Below are 458 nucleotides of genomic sequence, written 5' to 3' on the forward strand. Positions count from 1 at the left end.
CGCGGTGTGGAGAGGATTATCTACCCTTGCAGGTAGCTGGATTGGTGGAGGTGCCAACCAGGCAGCGAGGCTGGAGATCTTTGAATATAACCCTGACCTTTATGGGGGAATGGTCCTTGTAGATATTGTGGTAGCCAACATCTGGATGGCTATCCTGCTTATGGGAATCGGGAAAAGTGACAGCATTGACAGGTGGCTAAAAGCCGACAATTCGGCCATTGAAACCCTTAAGAAAAAAGTTACTGCCTATGCCGACAGTGTTACCCGAAATCCTTCCCTGGCAGATCTTATGGTAATGCTTGCCCTGGCGTTTGGAGCGGTGGGTTTTGCCCACTGGAGCGCAGACGGAATTTCAGTTTTCCTAACCGAAAACTACGAAGCTTTTAGAGACAATAAATCTGCACTTTCCTCCTTTGCTTCCTCCTTTTTCTGGATGATTTCTATTGCTACTGCTGTGG

At 48.0% G+C, this 458-nt stretch carries 1 protein-coding gene; it reads left to right on the top strand.

From position 1 onward, the window contains the following. Nucleotides 1–458: DUF819 family protein (locus HC175_RS18480; protein ID WP_168139690.1), on the top strand; the 458-nt coding region annotated here is incomplete at both ends.

This window comes from Salinimicrobium oceani (assembly GCF_012037645.1).